Here is a 20,338-nt window from a genome sequence, read left to right as displayed (position 1 = left end):
GACTGGTCTGTGTGCGACTTATCCCGTTATTGAAGCGACTGGCGCTACTATTACTCTTGTGGAATATTGATTCAATAGAAATGAAACGATGTTTTAGTTACATCGATCACATTATTGATTCACGTGTTTGATAGCATCAAACGCAGCGAAAATTTATGTAAATCCACTGTTATTTAATTGGGGTTTTTACGCTTATCTGATACCGGGACTCGATCCCCGTAACGTCACGAGGAGTCAGAATGGACGTTCGTCAAAGCATTCATAGCGATCACGCGAAAACCCTGGATACCGCCGGGCTTCGCAGGGAATTTTTAATCGAGACGATTTTTGTGGCTGACGAGTACACCATGACGTACAGCCATATCGACCGCATCATTGTGGGCGGCGTGATGCCGGTAAACCGCACGGTGGCCGTGGGCAGTGAAGTGGGCAAACAACTGGGCGTGAGCTATTTTCTGGAGCGCCGCGAGCTGGGGGTCATTAATATCGGCGGGCCGGGGCTTATCACGGTGGACGGCACGCGCTATGAAATGAACAGCCGCGACGGGCTGTATGTCGGCAAGGGCGCGAAAGAAGTGGTGTTTGAGAGCGCCGACGCGGCGAATCCTGCGCGTTTTTACTATAACTGCGCGCCGGCGCACACGACATTTCCAACCAAACGCGTGACGCCCGCGGATGTTTCGCCGGTGCATCTTGGCGAGGATGTGACCAGCAACCGACGTACCATCAATAAATATTTTATTCCTGACGTGCTGGAAACCTGCCAGCTCAGCATGGGCCTGACGGAGCTGGCGCCGGGCAACCTGTGGAATACGATGCCGTGCCATACGCATGAACGGCGCATGGAGGTGTACTTCTATTTTGGACTGGAAGAGAACAGCTGCGTCTTCCACATGATGGGCCAGCCGCAGGAGACGCGGCACATTGTGGTGCAAAACGAGCAGGCGGTCATTTCGCCGAGCTGGTCGATTCACTCAGGCGTCGGGACGCGCGCGTATACGTTTATCTGGGGAATGGTGGGCGAAAACCAGGTCTTCGACGATATGGATCACGTTGCAGTGAAAGATATGCGCTAACCGCCCACGCATAAAAAAAGCCTCGTCAGTGACGAGGCTTTTTTGTGGGCTACGCGCCGCGTTTGTCTTCGGTATTACGCTCGAAATCAGAGGCGTCGTGGCGCTCGTGAAGCTGCTCGTTGAGCGGCCCCCAGGTGCGGTTAACGATGCGTCCGCGCTGCACGGCCGGACGTTGTGCGACCTCTTCGGCCCAGCGCTTCACGTTTTTGTATTCCTCAACCTGCAGGAATTTACTTGCCTCATACAGCCCGCCGATAATCAGGTTGCCGTACCACGGCCAGATGGCGATATCGGCAATCGAATAGGCGTCGCCCGCGATAAAACGGTGCTGCGCGAGCTGGCGGTCCAGCACATCAAGCTGGCGTTTGGCTTCCATCGTGAAGCGGTTAATCGCGTACTCGATTTTTTGCGGCGCGTAGTGGTAGAAGTGGCCGAAACCACCGCCGAGATAAGGCGCTGACCCCTGCAACCAGAACAGCCAGTTCAGCGCTTCGGCGCGTCCGGCGTAATCTTCCGGCAGGAATTGACCAAATTTATCGGCGAGATAAAGCAGGATCGCGCCGGATTCAAATACGCGCACCGCGGGCGTGACCGAACGATCCAGCAGCGCCGGGATCTTGGAATTAGGGTTCACCTCAACGAAGCCGCTGGAGAACTGATCGCCTTCGCTGATGCGGATCAGGTGCGCGTCATATTCCGCGCCGCTGATGCCAAGCGCCAGCAGCTCTTCCAGCAGGATAGTCACTTTCTGGCCGTTCGGCGTGCCGAGCGAATAGAGCTGTAACGGGTGTTTGCCGACCGGCAGCGTTTTTTCATGCGTCGGCCCCGCGATGGGACGGTTAATGTTTGCAAAGGCGCCGCCAGACTGCGGTTCCCAGGTCCAGACTTCAGGTGGCTGATATTCGTTTTGAGACATAATGTTATCCCGCGCGATGAGTAAGGAAGTAAACCGGCCGTCCGGTTCGCGTTTTCGAGTGTAGCAGGCGAGGGCGCACTCGCCTGTTATCCGGTTGTGGCATTACCCCACTCAACAGCCCGCGGCGATGTAGTCGCCGTTCGGGCTGACAGGAATAACGGTGAGGAAGAGAACGACCGCGAACAGCAGTAGCGCCAGCCCGCCTGCGATTCGCAGCAGCGCGGCGATACGCTGCGCCTGGACGGGCGTAGCTGGCGTGCCAAAAAGCCGTGTGGTGGTGCGGCGGGCATACTGCACGCCGAGCGACAGCGCCATAATCGAGAGCGCCGTACCGAGCGCCATCGTCATCACCGCCGCCATTCCCCAACTCGCCATGCCCAGCGCATTGGCAAACAGCATAATCATTATCGCGCCGCTACAGGGCCGCGCGCCGATAGCGGCGATAACGCCAAGCCGGGCGCGCCAGTCGCCACCATGATTTTCACGGCCGACACCATGATGGCCGCAGCCGCAGTTTTCCGGGTGCGATTGCACAGGCGTCAGCGAATGGATTTTCAGGCGCGGCGCACGCAGGCTTCTCGCGGCGCGCAGAATAAGAAACAGCCCGAACGCGCCGATAAGCAGCGCGCTCACCTTTTCGAGATACCAGCGGCTCTGGCTCAGATCGCCAGACGCCAGGTTAAAGCCGACCGCCAGGATAAACACAAACGCGATGGCGCTGACGCCCTGCATCAGGCTGCCCGCGAGTGGCACTACTCTTGCCGCAAAGAGGTTTTCGCGGTGGGTGGCAAGATATGCGCTGACGATAAATTTGCCGTGCCCCGGCCCGATGGCATGCAGTACGCCGTAAATAAACGCGCCGCTGATAAGCCAGAGGCCGCCGGTGTACTGATGGTTATTGAGCTGCAACAGATAAAGCACCAGATAGCGGTGCAGCGCGATTTGCAGGCTGAACGCCCATTGCAGAAACGTGCCCCAGTGGCTGTAGAAGAAAAACGCCACGCCCAGCGCAAAGAGTGTTAACAGCAGCGCGCCGGGACGATGCCAGCGGCGGTTCAGGATGGCAGTCGACATGCAGTTATCCCGTGAATGAGCATTAAGCAAGTATAACGATGAAAGCGTTAGGGAGAAGCGGGACAAACAGGTGCAGCAATATCAACAATCGTTACCGCTTTCCGGTGGTATACGACTTACGTCATTCTTACGCGGCCATCATCGTTGTTGAGTAATTATTCATAAAGCAAATGTGAAATAATAATACACTTACTAAATTAATATTCATTAAGCCATTTTAGACGACATTCTCCTCAGCGATTGATATCACCAATAATAAAGGTGCGCTTATGGTAAAGGAAAATTCATGTGCGGTTCGAAAATGTCCATGGTGCCATATAAGTTTGTAGACTAAAATCGATGGCGTTTTCAAGGCGCTAATGGCAGCGCTTTATTGATGTTCGTTGGCGGGAGGCATTGGATACAGGCATTGTACATGTGCGTCTGTCATTATTAATATTACCCGGATGTCATTCTCTTACGTGCGAATGGTGGGTTTTATCTTCATATTGATGGGGGTAGAGGTTTTTGTGGTGTAACTCTCTGAAATTGATGAATAAAAAATTAATTCCTTTATCTCTCTTTAATAAGCTAATTATATTAAACTATAAAATATATACCGGTAAATTATTCATTGTATGAATTTATATCGCTGGGAATCGATGCGCCATGAAATGGCAAGAGAGATTTCCTGATATCAGTCAATATCAGATAAAATGCTGTTGTGAGAAAGTTAAGTTTCTTATCGATCATTATTTGTTACCTTTGAATTCATTGATCTGTTTTTAAAGTGGAATAAGCTTGGCGAAAACAGAACGCAGCACAGGATGTGACTTATTTTGGATTCACTCGCCCATTCATCTTGTTTTTTATCTTCAGCCTCTGACGCCAGTGCTTATATAGATACCCTGCTGCAGGATACGTACCTGTTCGTGATGGATATTCATCATCAGCCTGCGCTGGTACGTGACGAGGCGCTGTATCGCCGCGCGGTGAAGCTGGTGGAGGCTGTGCAGGGGACGCTGAAAGCCAGAAAGGAAAGAGACGATTTGATTCACCACGTTATTTATGCGCAGTGCGCCATGATGGATGACGCGGTACTGAACAGCGCCTCTTCTGAGGATAACTACGTCTGGCTGCGGAATCCGCTACAGGCGCTGTTTATCGGGCAAATGCGGGCCGGAGAAGTGATGCCAGAACGGACGCGGGCGCTGCTGCGGGAGGCTGCGCCAGATCCGCGTCTGCTGGTGCTCTACCAGCGTCTGTATGGCATGGGCTACAGCCAGCGGTGGATGGAAATATCTCCGGATCATGCCTTTCGGGAGAATACGGCTGAACTCACCGAGTCCCTGAATGCGCTGGTGCCAGCCGGTGAACAGCCGTTGTCTGCTGCGCTGGTGGTGGAGCGCCACCCGACGGTACGCGGCCGGTTACTCCGTTCCCGCATGGTCCATATCACGCTGGCATTTTTGCTGACTGCCGGGCTGATAGCGCTCCTGCAATCTTCATTACAACATTTACTTCAGTCAGCCCTGCCGGGCTGAGTATCGTCTATCCCGGCAAGGAACGCATCGGGTGCCGGGTCAGCATAAGGAAGCCATGATGACGACTACATCCCCTGTTCTGGATGCGCTAAGCCTCAATCGCTACCACCTCAAAATTAAGGGCTGCACTGCGCCGCTGGACGTGGAGTCATTTGAAGGTCGCGAAGGGTTAAGCACCCGTTATCGTTATGACGTGCGACTTACCAGCAGCGATAAGGATATCGATCCGGCGATGATGCTGATGAAGAATGTTACCTTCATCATGCAGACTCTGCCGCAGACGGCGTTTCGTCGTACCCTTGCCCCGGAAGTCCAGCGGACGCTGTATGGCGTAATCACTCACTTTTCCCGCCTTTCCGTTTCGCGTGATGAAGCCACATACAGCCTGACGTTCGAACCGCGCCTTTCGCTGCTTGATAACAGCCGCCGCAGCGCCATCTACCAGAACCTGTCCGTACCGGAAGTGGTGGAGAAAATTCTGCGTGAGCACCACAACTGGCCGGGCTGGCTGTTTGAGTTTCGCCTGAGTAATACGTATCCGTCGCGGGAAATTATTACCCAGTTTATGTTGTCGGATGCAGAGTTTATCGACCGTCTGCTCTCGGAAGTGGGCATCTGGTATAACTTTACCCAGGACATCGAGACCGGGCATGAAATGGTGGTGTTCGGCGATTCAGACCGGGGCTGGCAGTATGGCGTCACTGTTCCGGTGGTGAACCCGGCGGGCATGCACGATAACCGCGCGGAATCGGTGTGGAATTTACAGGCACACCATCAGGTGACGGAGCGCTCGGTCAGTACACACGATTACAACTACCGTACCGCTGATGTCATCATGAATGCGGATGCCGACCTGACCCACGATGACGACAAAACCACGTACGGTAATGACTACCACTATACCGATGGTTTTCTTAGCGAAGGCGAGCAGTACGCCACGGCGGGGAACCAGAGTGCCGAAAGCGGGTATTTTTATGCCCGCCTGCGCCACGAACGCCAGCTGAACCGCCAGCACCGCCTCAGCCTTGAAAGCAACTCCACGCTTATTGCCCCGGGCCAGGTGCTGAAGGCCCAGGGCGACAATTCCCGCGCCTTTGCCGAGGGCATGCTGGTGACCGTCATAGAAACTTCCGCCAGCCGGAGTTCGCACTATCGGCTTAAAGCTAAAGGGATAGCGTACCGGAGTACGGTCTGCTTCCGCCCGGTCCATCAGCCCCGCGCCCGTATTACCGTTCCGCTGACGGCGCGTATCACCAGTTCGCAGGCGGGTGATATCTACAGCCATATCGATAAACAGGGCCGCTACCGGGTTCGCTTCGATTTTGATAAGGACAGCTGGCCGCAGGGCGGTGAAAGCCCGTGGCTCAGGCGCGCCCGCGATTACGCCGGGGATAACTTCGGGTTGCATCTGCCGCTGATACAGGGCACCGAAGTGGCGGTGATGTTCGACGGCGGTCACCCGGACAAACCGTTTATCGCCTGGTCGCTCCACGACTCGCGCCACCCCGACCACGTCACGATTGAGAACTATAAACGCAATATTCTTCTGACGCCTGCCGCGAACGAGCTGCGCCTGCAGGATGAGCGCGGCAGAGAGAATATCCACCTCTCCACGCCGTATTCCGGCAAAACACAGCTCAATCTTGGCTACAACGTTGCGGATAACGACGCCAGGCAACTGCGCGGCGAAGGGGCAGAGCTGCGCACTGACGGGCACGGCGTGTTCCGCGCCGCGAAAGGTATTTTCATTACGGCTGACGGCCAGCAACAGGCGCAGGGTGAGATGCTCGCCATGCAGTCTGCGGTCAGCGAACTGGAAGCGGCGATACAGGAAGCCAGCAGTCTGCGGGCCGCCGCCGAAATGGCAAAAGCCGAACTCGCCGACGTACAGAAACAGACCGACCTGCTCAACAGCACGCTGAAAAACCTGCAACAGCAGGCGCTGCTGCTCTCGGCTCCGTCGGGTATCGCACAGGTCACCCCATCCAGCATCCAGCTTGCCGCCGGCCAGAACCTGATTGCCACCACCGGGCAGGATGCGGATATCAGCATCGGTAAAAAGCTGCGTATTGCGGTGGGTGAGGCACTGAGTCTGTTTGCAAAACAACTGGGCATCAAACTGTTCGCGGCAGCGGGCAAAGTGGAAATTCAGGCGCAGAGTGACGCGCTGGAGATGTTAGCGCAAAAGGACATGACGATAGCCAGCCAGAACGGCAGGGTGACGGTGCAGGCGAAAAGCGAACTGCTGCTGGAGTGCGGCGGGGCGTGGATACAGATGAAAGACGGCAGCATCACGCTGGGCGGCTCCGGTAACGTGACGGTAAAAGCCGGGACGCTGGAAAAGCTCGGCCCGGCGTCGATGCAGGGCAGTATCAGCCTGCCGGAGGGCTGTTCAACAATGAAGGCACCGAAAGATGCCGCTGAGCCACTGTGAGGACGACCGTGTGACCATTACGTATGATTTCAGTCCGCAGGCCGTCGCGCAAAAGATGGATGCTTTGCTGACTCAACTGCACGCCGCCATCACTGCGCGTCAGGAATATGTATACCTGCTTATCGATAGGGAGGCATTGCCGGACGATGTGATGCACCCGTTTATCTGCGCACTGGTGGACCATCGCCCGGCGCCGGTCAGGCTGCCGCACCGCAACCTGAGCGTGGATCGCCATCCCTGGCTGGTACCACTCAACCTGACGGATGCTGCTCACCATGCTCTGCTGGTGAACAGCATCCGTCAGGCACTGGAAGAACAGCATCCTGACCGTCTGTGTAATGGCGGAGGCCGTGCGGTCTGTGGCTGGCTGACCAGCCCTTATGATACCGCCGTCGCGGTAAAACAGCTCGGACATACGGCTATTCAGCGGCTGGTCTCAGGGCAGCAGATATTACTGCGTTATTACGACCCGGCCATTCATCACATCCTGTGGGCGCAACTGGATAATTTGCAGCGGGATCGCTGGCTGGGTGGGCTCTCCGGCTGGCATTTCCTGAACGGTGACGGGCAACTGGTGAGCCACTGTCATACAGCTTCTCCTTATCCGCTAATGACCTTCTCGCTGATGCTGAGCCCGGAAGACGAAGACGGTATCCGGCAGGCGGGCGACATCGTGCGCATTCTGGAAAGCTACCGCCTGATGAATATCAGCCAGCACCGGCATGATGAATCCACCGCTATCTCAATCATCCGCGAGGCACTGAGCCGGGCGCGGCATTTGCATGGTTTTGAAGATGAAGCCGACCAGCGGATGCTGGCGCTGGACTGCCTGCGGCTGCACCCATACCTGGACAACCACCCCCGACTAAAAATTCTGCTCTCCCCCCACGAGCGTGAGCCGGGAACCGGTTATGGCACCTGCGTGGCCGGATTGTCCGACCAGGACTGGCAGCGCATCTGTCATGAAATAAACACCGAAAAAGCGGATGCGCTGGCATCCGGTACAGGAGCACTGCATGAGCACGTCCCTTTTTAGCCCTCAGCCTTGTTCACGTTGCCTGGCAACTGGTCCGGCGTTGGTCCCGGTGCGTTATGCCGTAGTCACGGACAAGGTACAGTTCCCGCTGCCCGCATGGGCCGAACCGGAGATAACCTTCCCGGACGAAGGATCGGGTTTTCGTTACGGCCTGCGTACCCTGCGTCAGGGTTTCGTATACGTCTATTACGAAAAAAGCCGTCAGTGGGATGGCTGGGCGGTAGCGGAAGACGGCAGCTTGTGGAAACAGCCTTCAGGAGCGTATGCCCAGCCTAAAAAGGCACCGGACTGCACAGCCCCGGAACACAATGCCACTAACGTCGAGATGATAATCCTGCGTCCCGAAGCGTTAAGTGGAAATACCTGGCTGGCGTTCTCCCCGTCCAAATGGTACACCGACACGCTGGATCGTTACGCTGGTAATGAGCAGGACCGAAAAGCCCGCATGCAGTGCATAGCCACCTGGCAATGGGCGGAGCCTGAAAATAAACACGGTGTGGCGCAAGCAACACAGGCAAATCTAAACACGGTGCTGGATTATGCGCCGTTCAGTTCATCACATCCGGCGGCCCTGATGCCGTTCGATCCGCCAGTCAAACGGTTGTGTTTTACGCAGCCTGAATCCCCCTGGTACCGGTTTAATGAAAGCGATATCTGTCCGAAAGGCACTATTTACCCGTGGAGTAACAACCGGGCAGGTATGGCCGGACGGACCGTGGAGGCACTGGCTCAGCGAGGTTCCGGGCTCACCCCGCTCGGGCGTCCGATTAAACCTCTGTTAGTGGCGCTGTATGATCCTGCGGGTATCACCCATGAACTGGCGGGCTTTGCAGACGATTATACCGCGCTGCATAAAAGCTGGGTGGATGAGCTATCCATCGAATTTATGACGGACCGCTGGCTGAGCGGGGTGGAAAACCAGCTTCGTGAGCTTAACCGTGCACAGGCGCTACAGGACGCGATTTACAACACTGGCCTCATTGATGCGATGACGCAAGGGCACCGCAATGAGCAGGATACCGCCCGCCTGCATGACAACATTCGGCTGAATGCCATCAAATCCGCAGACAGTCAGTTTGCCCATGACTGGGGGAAATATGCGGCAGAGTTGAATCCGCAGAAACGTAAGGCATTTCTGGACTGTCATAACCGGTTCTGTGATGTCCTGGCGCAGCAACTGGAGGCGCTGGCATCATTTCGTGTGGCATGGCTAAAAAATGCACATTTCATCACCTGTAGCCAGGACTTTGCCTCTGAACGTGTGGAAGACAACCTGAGCTACCAGGAAATGGTGGATTACGCGATGGCATCGCTGAATTTGACTCAGACCGGAACCGCCTGGCTGGATGAACAGATTGACCGGTATTCGGCGGGACCGAAAGATAACCTGGTCTGGCGTTCACTGATGCTGAATAACCAGAGCGTGATTGACGAGACGCAGCCTTTCCTCACGGGCCTGGCACAGCACAAAGGCAACCCCCAAAAAGCCGATAAAGCACAGTTTCTGGCGCTGGTTACCAGCCTGAGCGGCAAGTTTGTGAAGGCATATGACAAGGCTAATGCTGCGGTGGCGAAAAATCCGACGCCGTCGTCGTCCTGGTCAAAAATGATGCTGCACTGTGATCGGAAGATGACCACGCTGGGCGACCGTTTTTTCAGCTTTACCCGGTTAGATAAAGTGCTGGATACCATGACGGAAGTGTTGCACAAGACCCTGTTCTCCGTGATGTCCGGTGTGGCCTTTGATGATGCGGTAAGGCTATCAGTGTCACAGCTTGAGGACGGGAATGCCTTTCGCCAGAGCGTGCTGGACAGCCTGAAAGCATCGGGGGCTGACAATCGCCTGAGAACAGAAACGAAATACAAAACTGAATTTGATAAATTCGCTCAAACAGAAAAGGGGGTCTCTGCGCTGAAAAAATCGCGCATCAAGCTGCTGGTGCTGGCGTTTAACCTGCTGGAGTATGCCGACAAGTTACATAAGCTGGAAAACGATACGACCAGCAAGAAAGTCTGGGCGCAGTATTTTGGGGCGGCCTCCAGCACGTTGAGCACGGCCGCAGATATTGTGCAGCCCGTATTTGAATTTGGCATAAAAAGTGAGGGGTGGCTGAAAGGAATTAAATGGACAGGAGCGAGTGCGGGGTCGGTGGCATCGCTTATCAGCCTTGGACTGGATATTACCTCATTCGTTGACGAGTTAAAGAATAAGCAGCGCTGGCAGTTTGTGGTGCTTTACGTTTTTAAAGTCACAGTGGATCTCAGTATAACCGTGAAGGCCCTTAAAGGGCTGCTTGAACTGGTGGTCGAGCGAGGATGGTTATCTGCTGAAAATTTGTTGGCAAAAGGAATTATGCGGATTGCTGCATGGGAAGTCGTGGCGGTTTTATCGAGCTGGGAAGTCATGATTGTTATCTTTATCGTAGAGCAGCTCTACACAGTGTTTTTTGGTAATGATTTGCAGAAATGGTGTGCGCAGAGTGTCTTTGGCGGCAATCCGGCAGAGGATCTGAAGTCCACATGGGTACTGGAGCTTCCGGCCCGCAGAAACAAGGTTCTGGAACAACAGCGGGAAAGCTTTGATACGGCTATGCAGGTGATCCAATGAAACCGAACCGTTACCTTTCCTGGAAAGAAGCTATTGATTTCGACCAGATTAAAAGTCAAATCAGCTCAAAGGAAACATGTATCGAAGTAAATATGCAATGGATTAGTGACCATCCGAATACAGATGAAAAGTTAAAATTAGAACAAGAAATAAATAGTGCTCAGGATAAACTTACTGAGTTAAAAAACCTGTTAAGCAAAGAACCCCCGCTGCCTGAACTTCCTCCTTTACAGCCACTGGTGAAGGTTAGCGGTATCCTGGATGAAATACAGACGATGGTCGTAAAGGGATATTTTTCGGCCCGTGAATATGAACCTGATGAATTCGCTCGCCAGGAGTCACGCCGGCAATGGGGAAGTGTGTTGCTGGCGGCGATTGGTGAATCGGCAGCAGCAACCGTGAATGCGCAGGACGAAATAAGGTCTGCGGATGTTTACCATTTTATTCAGGGCAAAATTGACGGTAAGCCTTTTTACGGATGGACCGGAATGGTCACGGCCAGAGCGGGCGATCGTGTTGAGCTTGCCGCGGTGGATAAAGGCGACCATCTTGAGGTTTATGCACTGGCTGTTCCTGCATTGCGTGTGATTTCCGTGCTCCCGCGCTGCGATATGAGTATTGATGCTTACATTCGCTCGGGAATGAAGATCACCCATGGTTTGCTGTTACTGCTATTTGTCCCCGGCGCGCTGACGTTTCTCAGTACACATAATTATGCGCTTCCTTATCTGGTCGGGATAGTGGTTCTCTGGTTTGCGCTGGATGTGCTGGCCGTTGAATATTCTGAATACCTTGAACGTAAAAAAATCAAACCTCCTCAAAAAATGGCAGAGCGGATTTTTGCTGCTCTCGGTTTCAGCAAACCTGCTGACGTGCATTTACCCGCGATTACGCGACGGAAAGTAAAAGCGCTCAAAAAAAATGGCGTGCCGGATGACAGGCATGACGAGCGCGTGATGCCGGGGCCGCGCGGTGAGAGCCATTATTTTTATTACTGAGTTTATTAATGAAAATGATTGCTGCATGCGGCAAAACCGTTTCATTACCACAGTGAAGGTGACCCAATGAGCGAAAACACTTACCGCCATCGCAAAGATGCTATTGATTTTGATGAGATTAAAAGCCAAAGAAGTATGTTAGATACCAAATTAATTGTAAAAAGGGAGAGAATTCATCGTTGTCCTGAAGATCGTCTTAAAGTCGAAAAAGAAATCACAGAATTGTACGCAAAAATTTCTGAACTGGATGCATTGCTGGCAAAAGCCCCTCCCTTGCCAGCGCTTCCGCCTTCACAACCGCTGGTAAAAGTCAGCGGTGTGCTGGAAGAACTCAATACCCTGTTTACCAAAGGCTATTTCACCGATCGTGAATATGAACCTGACGAATTCACCCGCCAGGAGTCGCAGCGGCAATGGGGAAGTGTGTTGCTGGCGGCAATTGGGGAATCAGCAGCAGCAACAGTGAATGCACAGGATTCCGTTCGGGAAAGCCATACCTATGATTTTGTGCAGGGAAAGATTAACGGAAAACCGTTCTATGGCTGGCTGGGATACTGCTCAGCGCAGTGTGGCGATGATGTTGACATGGCCGCTACCGATCATGGCGATCATTACGAAGTATACGCTTTGGCCCTCCCTGAATTACGCGTCATAACAACTATTCCCTGTTGTGCTTATGGCGTTATCGGTAAAGCGAATGCGGCGGCAATTGGCGGTATTCCTTTTTCAGTTGGTGTCGCCATTATTGGGCTAATTGTCTCCTTCTTTGCTGCAAACAGTATTCTCCAGATGTTACAGATTACCGGCTGGTTCTTTCTGGGGGCAGTAATCTATATGGCCCTGGCTGGTCCGATTGTCTACGACCGAATGAAAGAAAAACCCAAGCCGACCATTGTGCTGGGGCAACGTATTTTTTCAGCGCTGGAATTTCCACACCCTGAAAAAGTGAATCTGCATATGTCAACGCGACTGAAACTGTGGTTTGGGAAAAATGAGGCGTTACCGGAATCAGCATCACGAATGATGCCAGACAAGTATTATTACGTGAGCCATTATTTTTATTACTGAGTTATTTACAGAAAATAATTGCTGGTGTTTTGACAGTGAAAGGAAACAAGAATGATGCGAAAGGGAATTATTCGCCAGGGCGATAAGCTGACCAGTGGTGGAGAAGTTATCACTGCAACTTCAACATTTAAAGTGAATGGAAAAATGGCTGCAAGGATAGGCGATCTGGTCAGTTGTCCGTTGCCGGGGCATGGCATCAATCGGATCGTGGGCAGCACACCACAATATTGTTCTGATGGAGGCTTTCTGGCGTTTGACCATTACCTTTGTGAATGTGGTTGTCAGGTGCTCAGCAGTGCGCCTGATACCTCATTTGGAGGGTAAGCGCCATGAACTGGTCAATCCCCGAACCCTATGCCATCCCTGCGGTAAAACCTCTCCGCTGGCAAAACGGGTGGCGTGTTTTTTTTCTCTGTTGTATCGCGATATTACTGTGTGGCGTTGGAAGCTATTTCTGGCTTAAAGACTCGCGCCTTCTGTTGTACACCTTCGGTATGGTGGTTGCCATTATGGTCCTGGCGGGGATTCTGGCGGGCTGGAAGCTGTACCGTTATGGTGTTGAAGCTGAGCATGCACAAGGGATTGCTCGTTATAACCAGTTGAACGAACATCAGTGGCAGCGTTGGGCTCAGGCGGGAGTACCGGTTCTGGGTATGACAATAATTTTCCCGGAGGCTGTTCCCCATCCTTCAGACGGTATTGTTCCGGTTACTGTCGATATTCCACTTTTCCTGCCGAAATACCCCGGAGAGACCGTGGTGATTAATGAATTGCTACTCCCTCTGGTGCCGCTGCTGACCATTTTTACCCAAAAACACCCCCTCATTGTGCTATTGCCTGATACGTTATCGCAGGAGACATTTCGTGTCGTCTGGCAGCGATTGTCATTACCAGTTTCAGCGCTAAGTGGATTTGAACTGCTACAGCAGGGCTGTTTCAGTCTGGTGAATACCTGGGTAGATGAAAAGAATACCCGTAGTGGCAGGTTAGTATTGTTTGTTGACTGGACCGATAACAGAAAAGCCACTCAGGGAGCGGTGGCCTGGCTTCTGGGATGCGGAAGTAAAAATGAATTACCCGTTCGTTGTACGCTGCATCGTCCTATGCAAACGAAGACTGACCAATTTGCGGCAGATATCGAAAAGTTCTTTCACTATCAGCCTCTGGCACAGGCGATGACGGATTTCTGGTTTGACCAAAGTAGCAAGCCCTGTACCGATATATTGATGATACAGCGCAGTAGATACCTGAAAAAAACTCAGGACGACGGGAAGTTGGCTCCCTCTCTCCATTCGCAATACCTCCCTCATTGGCTGGGTCGGACGACACCTTCACAGGATATCTTTGCGATAACGTTAATGATGCAGATGGCGGAACATCGTCAGGGAACGCAGGTCTTGTTGTGGAACAGAAATAATACACTGACTCTGCAAAGTGTCAGTGCGGGGGACCGGACGGATGATTAATAGTTTATCCCGAATCTCGGGTATCACGCTGATCATTATTCTGATAAGTCTTGTGGTTGGCGCGCTGCTATGGTGGAAAGGACCACACTGGCATCTGACGCCTCAGCAATCAGGCCAGTACTGGTTGATAGTCACAGGAGTGGCTGGCAGCCTTGCTGCGGGGTATCGGGTATATAAGCAACGTAATCCCTCGCGTAAGAATGACGCACCTCATGTTAAAAACAGTACAGAAATAGACCCCTCATCCGTTTTGATTACTGAAATGCGGGAATATTTACGTCATCACTATGGTCTGGGGTGGCGGCGAAAAGTTCGTTTTGTAGTCGTATGTGGTGCGCAACATCAGGTCACACTGTCGGTGCCCGGGCTGGTGGATAACCAGTGGCTGGAAGCCAACAATGTAGTGGCGGTGTGGGGCGGAAACCTGCTGTCCGGGGCAGACAGCCCCCGTATCGCGGTGCTACGTAAACTTAAACGCTGCGCGGTCAGCGCGATAGTGCTGGCGTATGACGGCGAGCTACGCCAGGCCATGCCGGGCGACATGATTGCCCGGCAACTGAACGAACGCTACAAAAAGCTGGGCTGGCGCGTACCGCTGTATCTGTGGGAAATCCGGCAAAGCGACTGGCCGCAGGACGAACGTGAAACGCAGCCGGTGGGCTGTCTGCTTTCGTCGCATACCACACCGCAGGAGCTGGTGGAGACGCTGAAATCCCTGCCGGACAGGCTGACGCCGCCGGGCGTACAGCAGGGGCTGGCGAATCACTCTCATGACTTTCTGCTGCGTCTGGGCTGGCAGTTACGTAACGGGATGGCGGAGCGCTTTCACACATTGGCTGTGTCGTTACTCTCCGGCCCTTATGCTGTGCCGCTGCGCGGAGTGATGTTCAGCCCGCCGCTTTCCCCGAAGGCCGGAACTGACAAACAGCGCTGGCTGCCGGATAACAGCTGGAACGCCATTCTGGACGACCTGCCGGGGCTTAACATTCATCGCGCCGGGCTGGCCTGGGAGCGGATGCTGTATCAGGCGGTGCTGATAGCACTTGGCCTGACCTGCGCGGGCGCGCTGTTCTCCTGGAACGCTAACCGCCATGTGATTACGGACGCACAGAATCTGGCGGCCATCGCCCGCAATGAACATAAGAACACTGGCGAACGTCTGATGGCTCTGGATGATCTGCAGAGAAACATGGAGCGCCTGCAGTACCGCAGCGAACACGGTGTGCCCTGGTATAACCGTTTTGGGCTGAGTCAGAACGATGAGCTGCTGGCCCGTCTGTGGCCAGCGTATGCCCGCAGCGCATTACCGTTACTACGGGATGCCACGGCGGCAAAACTGCGTGACACGCTGAGCGTCTGGAATTCCTTACCCGCCGACAGCGGGCAGCGGGCGAAGCAGAGCCGGGAGGCGTATAACTGGCTGAAAGCCTGGCTGATGTTAGATCGCCCGGAAAAAATGGACGCGGCGTTTTTCGCCACCACCGTGATGGCTCTATGGCCGCACCGCGACGGTGTGACGCCAGGTGTCTGGCAGTATGAAGGGCCTCGCCAGTTGGCCTTTATGGCGCAAAACCTGCCCTCGCACCCGGACTGGAAAATCTCCGCTGACCCGCAACTGGTCTCCATCACACGCAGCGCGCTGCTGCGCCTGATTGGTCAGCGTAACGCGGAATCGGCGCTTTATCAGAAGATGCTGCAACAGGTATCGCATAACTACGCCGATATGCGTCTCTCCGACATGACCGGCGATACCGATGCCTCGCGTCTGTTTACCACGGATGAAGTGGTGCCAGGGATGTTCACCCGCGACGCCTGGGACAACGCCGTACAGCCTGCCATTGATAAGGTGGTGAATGAGCGCCGGGATGAAATCGACTGGGTACTGACCGACAGCAAACACCAGGTAGCCCCGGATATCTCACCGGAGGCGCTTAAGGCCCGCCTGACAGAGCGCTACTTTACCGATTACGCCGGAGCCTGGCTTGATTTCCTCAACAGCCTGCACTGGCAGAATGCCGCCACGCTCTCGGATGCGATTGACCAGCTGACATTGCTCGCTGACGTGCGCCAGTCACCGCTGGTGGCGCTGATGAACACCCTGAACGTGCAGGGCCGTGCCGGACAGTCGCAGGAAGCGCTCTCTGATTCACTGGTGAAATCGGCACAAAACCTGCTGCACAGCGATGGCGCAAAGGCCATCGACCAGCGGGCGGGACCGCATGGGCCGCTGGAAGCGACCTTTGGCCCGACGCTTGCGCTACTCAGCAACCAGAACGGTGGCAGCGACAGCCTGAGCCTGCAGACCTTCCTCACCCGCGTGACCCGCGTTCGCCTCAAACTTCAGCAGGTAACCAATACCGCTGACCCGCAGGCGATGATGCAGGCGCTGGCGCAGACCGTGTTCCAGGGCAAATCGGTGGATGTGACCGACACCCGCGATTACGGCAGCCTGGTAGCGGCCAGCCTCGGTCAGGAGTGGGGCGGTTTTGGCCAGGCGCTGTTTGTTCAGCCGATGGAGCAGGCCTGGCAACAGGTGTTAGCCCCGACGGCAGAGAGCATTAACAGCCAGTGGCAGCAGACCATTGTGAACGACTGGGAACATGATTTTAACGACCGCTGGCCGTTCTCGCCTGACAAACAGAGTGAGGCTTCGCTGCCGCTGCTTTCGCAATACCTGCGTAACGACACCGGGCGTATCACTCAATTTGTGAAAACCAGCCTCGGCGGTGTGCTGCATAAAGAAGGCCGTCGCTGGGTGCCGGATGCCATCAGCAGCCAGGGGCTGCACTTCAATCCAGAATTTCTGGATGCGCTGAATGCGCTCAGCGAACTGGCTGATGTGGTGTTCACCAGCGGCGATGCCGGCGTGCATTTTCAGCTGATGGGTAAACCGGCCCGTGACGTGATGCAGACCACGCTGTTCCTCGACCAGCAAAAACTGGATTACCACAACCAGGTAGAGAGCTGGCAGCCGTTTGTCTGGCCGGACAGCCAGTGGAAGCCGCGCACCACGCTTACCTGGACCAGTGTGAACACTGGCGAGCGTATTTACGCTGATTACCCCGGAAGCTGGGGCTTTATCCGTCTGCTGGATAAGGCGCAGGTGAAGGCAACGGACAACAGTACCTATGTCCTGCGCTGGAAAACGGCAGACAGCGACACGCTGAACATGATACTGCGCACGGAGGCGGGCGTTGGCCCGCTGGCGCTGCTGAGACTGAAAGGGTTCAGGCTGCCGCAGCAGGTGTTTGAAACCACGGGCGCAATGGCAACCCGCCATACAGAGAGCGATGCCGGAAGTGAGGAGTAAATGGAAGATTTAACCCTCCGCTACTTTGAAATCGAAATGCGCTATCTGCGCGATGCGGCGCGGGAATTTGCACAACAGCACCCGGAAGAGGGCCGCCAGATGGGGCTCATGAAGAACGGGGCGATGGACGAATCGGTTGAGCGCCTGTTCCAGGGTTTTGCTTTCCTGATGGGGCGAGTGCGTCAGAAACTGGACGACGATTATCCGGAACTCACCGAAGGGGTTATCAGCCTGCTGTGGCCGCACTACCTGCGTCCGCTGCCGTCGATGTGCGTGGTGGAAATCGCACCGGACCCCGATGCGCTTAAGCACAGTGACATCATCCCTGAACATACCGAAGTGATTTCTGCGCCAGTGGGAGACAATCACGTACGCTGCCGCTACCGCACCACACGACCGCTGACCCTGCAGCCACTCCTGATTGAGAAAGCGGGTATCTTTACCGAGCCGGACGGCGAGAATACCCTGCGCCTGCGCTTTCAGTGCGGTAACACCGCCGACTGGCAACAACTGGATCTTTCGGCTCTGCCGGTCTACCTGAATGGCGATGCGCCGCTGGCCTCGCTGCTGCATCTGTTTCTGACCCGGCTGGTGGGACAGGCATATATCCGCTTTCCTGGTAACGTGGATCGCCATCCTCTGTCGCTGCGTTTTCGCGCCAGCGCCTTTGATGAAGACGCGCATCTGTGGGATGTGGAGAAGAGTGAGTACAGCGGCTATCAGCATCTGCTGGAATATTTCACTTTCCGCGAAAAGTTTATGTTCGTCTCCCTGGAAGGGCTTGAGCAGGCTGACTGGCCGGAAGCGTTACCGTGGTTTGAGCTGGAGCTGCGCTTCACACGGCCCTGGCCGCATGATTTTAGCGTCAGCGAAGAGAACCTGCGCCTGCACTGCGTGACGGTGGTGAATCTGTTCCGCCTCGATGCGCGTCCGCTGGCAATTAATGCCGACCAGACCGAATATCGTTTACAGCCGCTGCGCGATAACGACCCGCATACTGAAATCTTTGCGGTGGAGTCTGTGGCGGCCTCGTCTGAAGAGGATGCGCCACGTTACACGTCGTTTCGCCTCTTTGAACAGCGTGGCGGACTGCTGCGGCGTGAACGCCCGCCCCGGTATTTTAATACCCGTGTGCTGCGCGGCTCCTCCGGGCGCACGGAAACCTGGTTGATTCCCGGCGGCGAAGCATTTGAGCGGGAACGTCAGCAGCCCGATGAAGCACTGGTGCTGAGCCTCACTGGCACCAATGGCAGTCTGCCGCGCAAAACCCTGCAGAGTATCCTTCTCAATCAGCTTGCCGGTACGCCGCAAACCCCGGTTCGCGTGCGTAACCTTTGTCGGCCATCGATGCCCTGTTACCCGCCCAACGAAAACCGCTTTCACTGGAAACTGTTAAGTCAGCTTGGGAGTCGTTTCCTGTGGATGATGAACGATGCAGAGGTGCTGCGTAACGCGCTGGCGCTTTATAACTGGACAGAGGACGACACAAATCGCCGTCGGTTAAGCGGCATTATTAAAGTTCAGCACCATCGCCTTGAATACTGGAAACGCGGCCTGCTGCGGGGTGTGGATATTGAGGTCACGCTCGACACGACGATGTTCGCCGGAGAAGGCGATGTCTGGCTGTTTGGCAGCCTGCTGAACCGCTTTTTCGCGCAGTACGCCGATATGCACCTGTTTAACCGACTCACCCTGATACTACAACCGACAGGACACTGCCTGCGATGGAAAGAAAACCATCAGTCAGCTTCACGCGGCTGAATGACGCGTTCGGCACACGTCTGCCGTACAGCAGCTTTTACCGCTTTCTGCAGTGGCTGGAAAAAACGCACCCGGAATACCCGCCGCTGGGGAGCTCCTGGCGTATCAGCGATGATCCGCTGCGACTGCGCCCGTATGCCGGGATGGGTTTTCCGGCGAGCGAGTTTAAAGACATCGAACCTCATTTTGATGAGAGCCAGGACTCGCCGCCGACGGTCAGAACCACCTTTATGGGGCTGTACGGTATTACGTCTCCGTTACCCACAGCCTATATCGATGATATTGCGCAGCGGCGTGACGGCCATGAAACGGTGGAGCACTTTCTCGATATCTTTAACCATCGCCTGATAACGCAGTATTACCGTATCTGGCGCAAGCACAGTTACCCGGCGTCGTTTGAGGACGGCGGTACGGACAGGATTTCGCAGTGCCTGCTGGGGCTGGCGGGGCTCGGTATTCCCGGTACGGCAGAGCATCTGGATACGCCGTTGTCGCGTTTTCTTGGGATGCTCCCGGCTCTGCAACTGCCGGGCCGGACCGCAGAAGGGATTGCCTCCGTGGTCAGCATGGTTACGCCGGATACATCGGTGGCGGTGAGACCGCGCTATCAGCGGAAAGTGGATATCCCGGAGCTGAGCCTGAGCGCGAACGGAGAAGGTTTTTGTCTGGATGACCGTCCGGTGATGGGCGGTTTCGCCTGGGATGTGAACAGTACCATTGAAATCCGGCTGTATACCGAAAGCAAGGCTGATGTACGGGGCTGGATGCCGCCGGGATACACGCTGTATCACGATTTACTCTCACTGCTGCGTGTCTACCTGGGCTGGCGCTATGACGCGTGTATCTCCCTGACGTTTCCGCGCAGGCTGCTGCCCGCACCGCGCCTGACCGCACGTGACCACAAGGACAGCGTATACATGGGGTACTCGTTCCTGCTGGGGCACGACCCTGACGATACGGGGCCGGACCCGGAAATGCCGGACGAAGTGACGATTAAACTCGGCAGATACGAAGGACTGAAAAAGAATCCCGTTCGCCGCGAGGTAACAGAGGTTGAAGACTGAAAGG

14 protein-coding genes are annotated in these 20,338 nt (G+C 54.9%); 12 read left to right on the top strand and 2 right to left on the bottom strand.

Going from position 1 to position 20,338, the window contains the following annotated elements:
- The first annotated feature begins 239 nt into the window (after positions 1 to 239).
- Positions 240 to 1,076 carry a 5-dehydro-4-deoxy-D-glucuronate isomerase gene (kduI, locus tag ACUW6V_RS10285; protein ID WP_105622820.1) on the top strand — a complete coding sequence of 279 codons (837 nt, stop codon included), beginning with the start codon at positions 240 to 242 and terminating at the stop codon, positions 1,074 to 1,076.
- 49 nt (positions 1,077 to 1,125) lie between these two features.
- On the opposite strand, the gene yghU is transcribed toward kduI, so the two are convergent.
- Entirely contained in the window at positions 1,126 to 1,992 is an 867-nt protein-coding gene (gene yghU / locus ACUW6V_RS10280; protein ID WP_007887537.1) for a glutathione-dependent disulfide-bond oxidoreductase, read from the bottom strand.
- Between the two features lie 111 nt (positions 1,993 to 2,103).
- On the bottom strand, positions 2,104 to 3,066 hold the full coding sequence (locus tag ACUW6V_RS10275; RefSeq protein WP_454038324.1) for a nickel/cobalt transporter: 963 nt from the start codon (positions 3,064 to 3,066) through the stop codon (positions 2,104 to 2,106).
- Between the two features lie 818 nt (positions 3,067 to 3,884).
- Here ACUW6V_RS10275 and ACUW6V_RS10270 point away from each other — a divergent pair.
- The 11 genes from ACUW6V_RS10270 to tssG all read left to right on the top strand — a co-directional run bounded on the left by ACUW6V_RS10270 (position 3,885) and on the right by tssG (position 20,334).
- Positions 3,885 to 4,589, top strand: a complete 705-nt coding sequence (locus ACUW6V_RS10270) for a DotU family type IV/VI secretion system protein (RefSeq protein WP_454038323.1) — start codon at positions 3,885 to 3,887, stop codon at positions 4,587 to 4,589.
- 58 nt (positions 4,590 to 4,647) lie between these two features.
- The gene (locus ACUW6V_RS10265; RefSeq protein ID WP_454038322.1) at positions 4,648 to 7,023 is read left to right on the top strand and encodes a type VI secretion system Vgr family protein; all 2,376 of its coding nucleotides are present in this window, start codon (positions 4,648 to 4,650) and stop codon (positions 7,021 to 7,023) included.
- A gap of 10 nt (positions 7,024 to 7,033) precedes the next feature.
- Positions 7,034 to 8,059, top strand: a complete 1,026-nt coding sequence (locus ACUW6V_RS10260; protein WP_158679084.1) for a DUF4123 domain-containing protein — start codon at positions 7,034 to 7,036, stop codon at positions 8,057 to 8,059.
- The gene (locus ACUW6V_RS10255; RefSeq protein ID WP_454038321.1) at positions 8,040 to 10,667 is read left to right on the top strand and encodes a T6SS effector BTH_I2691 family protein; all 2,628 of its coding nucleotides are present in this window, start codon (positions 8,040 to 8,042) and stop codon (positions 10,665 to 10,667) included. The genes ACUW6V_RS10260 and ACUW6V_RS10255 overlap by 20 nt, the downstream gene beginning before the upstream one ends.
- Positions 10,664 to 11,665: a putative type VI secretion system effector gene (locus tag ACUW6V_RS10250; RefSeq protein WP_148736478.1), complete on the top strand. Its 1,002-nt coding sequence runs from the start codon at positions 10,664 to 10,666 to the stop codon at positions 11,663 to 11,665. Before ACUW6V_RS10255 ends, ACUW6V_RS10250 begins: the two co-directional genes overlap by 4 nt.
- A gap of 66 nt (positions 11,666 to 11,731) precedes the next feature.
- Positions 11,732 to 12,733, top strand: a complete 1,002-nt coding sequence (locus ACUW6V_RS10245; protein ID WP_097569971.1) for a putative type VI secretion system effector — start codon at positions 11,732 to 11,734, stop codon at positions 12,731 to 12,733.
- Between the two features lie 54 nt (positions 12,734 to 12,787).
- Entirely contained in the window at positions 12,788 to 13,057 is a 270-nt protein-coding gene (locus ACUW6V_RS10240) for a PAAR domain-containing protein (protein WP_071602608.1), read from the top strand.
- Between the two features lie 5 nt (positions 13,058 to 13,062).
- A complete protein-coding gene (locus ACUW6V_RS10235; RefSeq protein ID WP_454038320.1) occupies positions 13,063 to 14,199 on the top strand; it encodes a hypothetical protein in 1,137 nt (378 codons plus the stop codon).
- Positions 14,200 to 14,461: 262 nt separating this feature from the next.
- Entirely contained in the window at positions 14,462 to 17,509 is a 3,048-nt protein-coding gene (locus ACUW6V_RS10230; RefSeq protein ID WP_454038319.1) for an ImcF-related family protein, read from the top strand.
- Positions 17,510 to 19,270: a type VI secretion system baseplate subunit TssF gene (tssF, locus tag ACUW6V_RS10225; protein WP_454038318.1), complete on the top strand. Its 1,761-nt coding sequence runs from the start codon at positions 17,510 to 17,512 to the stop codon at positions 19,268 to 19,270.
- The gene (gene tssG / locus ACUW6V_RS10220; RefSeq protein WP_454038317.1) at positions 19,234 to 20,334 is read left to right on the top strand and encodes a type VI secretion system baseplate subunit TssG; all 1,101 of its coding nucleotides are present in this window, start codon (positions 19,234 to 19,236) and stop codon (positions 20,332 to 20,334) included. Before tssF ends, tssG begins: the two co-directional genes overlap by 37 nt.
- Positions 20,335 to 20,338: the final 4 nt, after the last annotated feature.

It is taken from the genome of Cronobacter sp. 153480017-3 (assembly GCF_053627815.1).
Note: the sequence above shows the minus strand (reverse complement) of the source record. Positions and strands in the feature narration are given on the sequence as shown.